The 1,815-nt window shown below is 65.3% G+C and carries 2 protein-coding genes; both read left to right on the top strand.

Going from position 1 to position 1,815, the window contains the following annotated elements; all coding sequences use genetic code 11:
• Positions 1 to 83 precede the first annotated feature (83 nt).
• Positions 84 to 815, top strand: coding sequence for a GntR family transcriptional regulator (locus tag RSO01_RS29430; protein WP_147154135.1), 732 nt, complete (start codon positions 84 to 86; stop codon positions 813 to 815).
• 11 nt (positions 816 to 826) lie between these two features.
• Positions 827 to 1,756: an aminotransferase class IV gene (locus RSO01_RS29425; RefSeq protein WP_170303444.1), complete on the top strand. Its 930-nt coding sequence runs from the start codon at positions 827 to 829 to the stop codon at positions 1,754 to 1,756.
• Positions 1,757 to 1,815 lie beyond the last annotated feature (59 nt).

The following is a 1,815-nucleotide window of genomic DNA, read 5'->3' as shown; positions in this document are numbered from 1 at the left end:
CGGAAAACGCTCTAGTGTCCTAAACTGTGGGCATCAACGAAATTTGTGATCACAAATCGGACGGGTTCCGCTAAGCTGGCGCCATGTCCGACACCTCGCTGCGCACGCAGGTCTACGATTCGCTGCGCCAGGCATTGACGACAGGTCGTTTCGCGCCGGGCCAGAAGCTCACCTTCCGCTTCATCGCCGGGGCGCTGGGCGTCAGCCTGACGCCGGTCCGCGAAGCACTTGGCCGCCTGGTTGCCGAGGGCGCCTTCGAGATGCAGCCCAACCGATCCGTCCGCGTTCCCCTGATGACGCGGGCGCGGATCGAGGAGTTGCGCGACATCCGGAAGTCGCTCGAGGGGCTGGCGACAGCCAAGGCGGCCATGGTCGCCGACAAGCGGCAGATCGCCGAGCTGCGCCGCATCGCGCTGGCGATCGCCACGGCCCGCAGCCATGGCGACGACGCGACTGATCGCCAGCACGTCCGCGAGTTCCATTTCTCGCTGTACGGCATCGCCGGCCAGCCGATATTGCTGCGGGTCATCGAAGGACTGTGGCTGCAGACCGGCCCGTACATGAACCTGCTCTATCCCGACTTCATCAACCGGCCGCACGGGCCGCAGACCCGTGCTCGCATCATTCGTGCCATGCAGGCCCGCGATGCGGTTGCAGCCCGCCGGGAAATCGAGAACGATATCGACCGAGCCCTGTCCTATATTGCCGAACTCGCCGACGATGCCGGCAACATCGCTCCGGCCGCGCCAAAGGCGGGCGTTGGGCGGCGGCGGGGGACGGCGATGACATCTTTGCAATTCGACTACGTGCAGTAATGGAGAACGGCATGGCCCAGCAGCTCAGCAATCAACGCATCGCCTGGTTCAACGGCAACTTCATGCCGGAAGGCCAGGTCATGATCCCGTTCCGCGACCGCAGCTGGAAGTACGGCGACGGCGCCTTCGACATGACGCGCACCTTCGAGGGCAAGCCGTTCCGGCTGAAGGAGCATATCGACCGCTTCTACCGTTCGCTGCGCTACCTGCAGATCGATCCCGGCATCGGCCCGAAGGAGATGGTGGCGCACAGCGAGGAGGTCGTAGCGCGCAACGAGCACCTGCGCCCGGCCGTCGGCGACTGGTGGGTCGGCCAGCGCGTCAGCCGCGGCGTCGACGCGGTGGGCGACGAGGGCTGGGACCATACCGGCCCCAACGTCGTGATCGAGGTTCTGCCGCTTCCGCTCAAGGCACGCGCGCCGCTGTACCGCGACGGCGCCGAGGTCATCACCACGACGGTGCGCCGCACCGCGCCATCGATGCTCTCGCCGCGCGCCAAGACGCACAACTATCTCAACATGATCGTGGCCGAGAAGCCGGTGAAGGCACTCAATCCCAACGCTTGGGCGATCCTGCTCGACGAGCATGGCAACCTCGCCGAGGGCCTGGGCAGCAACATCTTCATCGTGCGCGAGGGCGAGCTGTTCACGCCGTCCGAGCGCTACGTGCTGCCGGGCGTCAGCCGCCAGATGACCATCGACATGGCCAAGGGCCTGGGCATCAAGTGCACGGCGGGCGACATCGACCTGTTCGACGCGGCCAACGCCGAGGAGATGTTCCTGACCTCGACCAGCCTCTGCATCCTGCCGGTCAAGAGCTTCAACGGCGGGCCGGTGGCTGACGGCAAGACGCCCGGCCCGATCACCAAGAAGCTGATCGACGCCTACGCCAAGGACGTCGGCTGCGACTTCGTCGGGCAGTATTTGAAGTTTTTGAACTAGGCTGTCTCATTTTCCTCCCCCTTCTTGCTCCTCTCCCCCGCTAGGGGGAGAGGTTGGGA

Origin of the sequence: Reyranella soli (assembly GCF_007992495.1) — a bacterium.
Classification (GTDB): domain Bacteria; phylum Pseudomonadota; class Alphaproteobacteria; order Reyranellales; family Reyranellaceae; genus Reyranella; species Reyranella soli.
The sequence above is the reverse complement of the archived record's forward strand: the minus strand, read 5'-3'. Positions and strand labels throughout refer to the sequence as shown.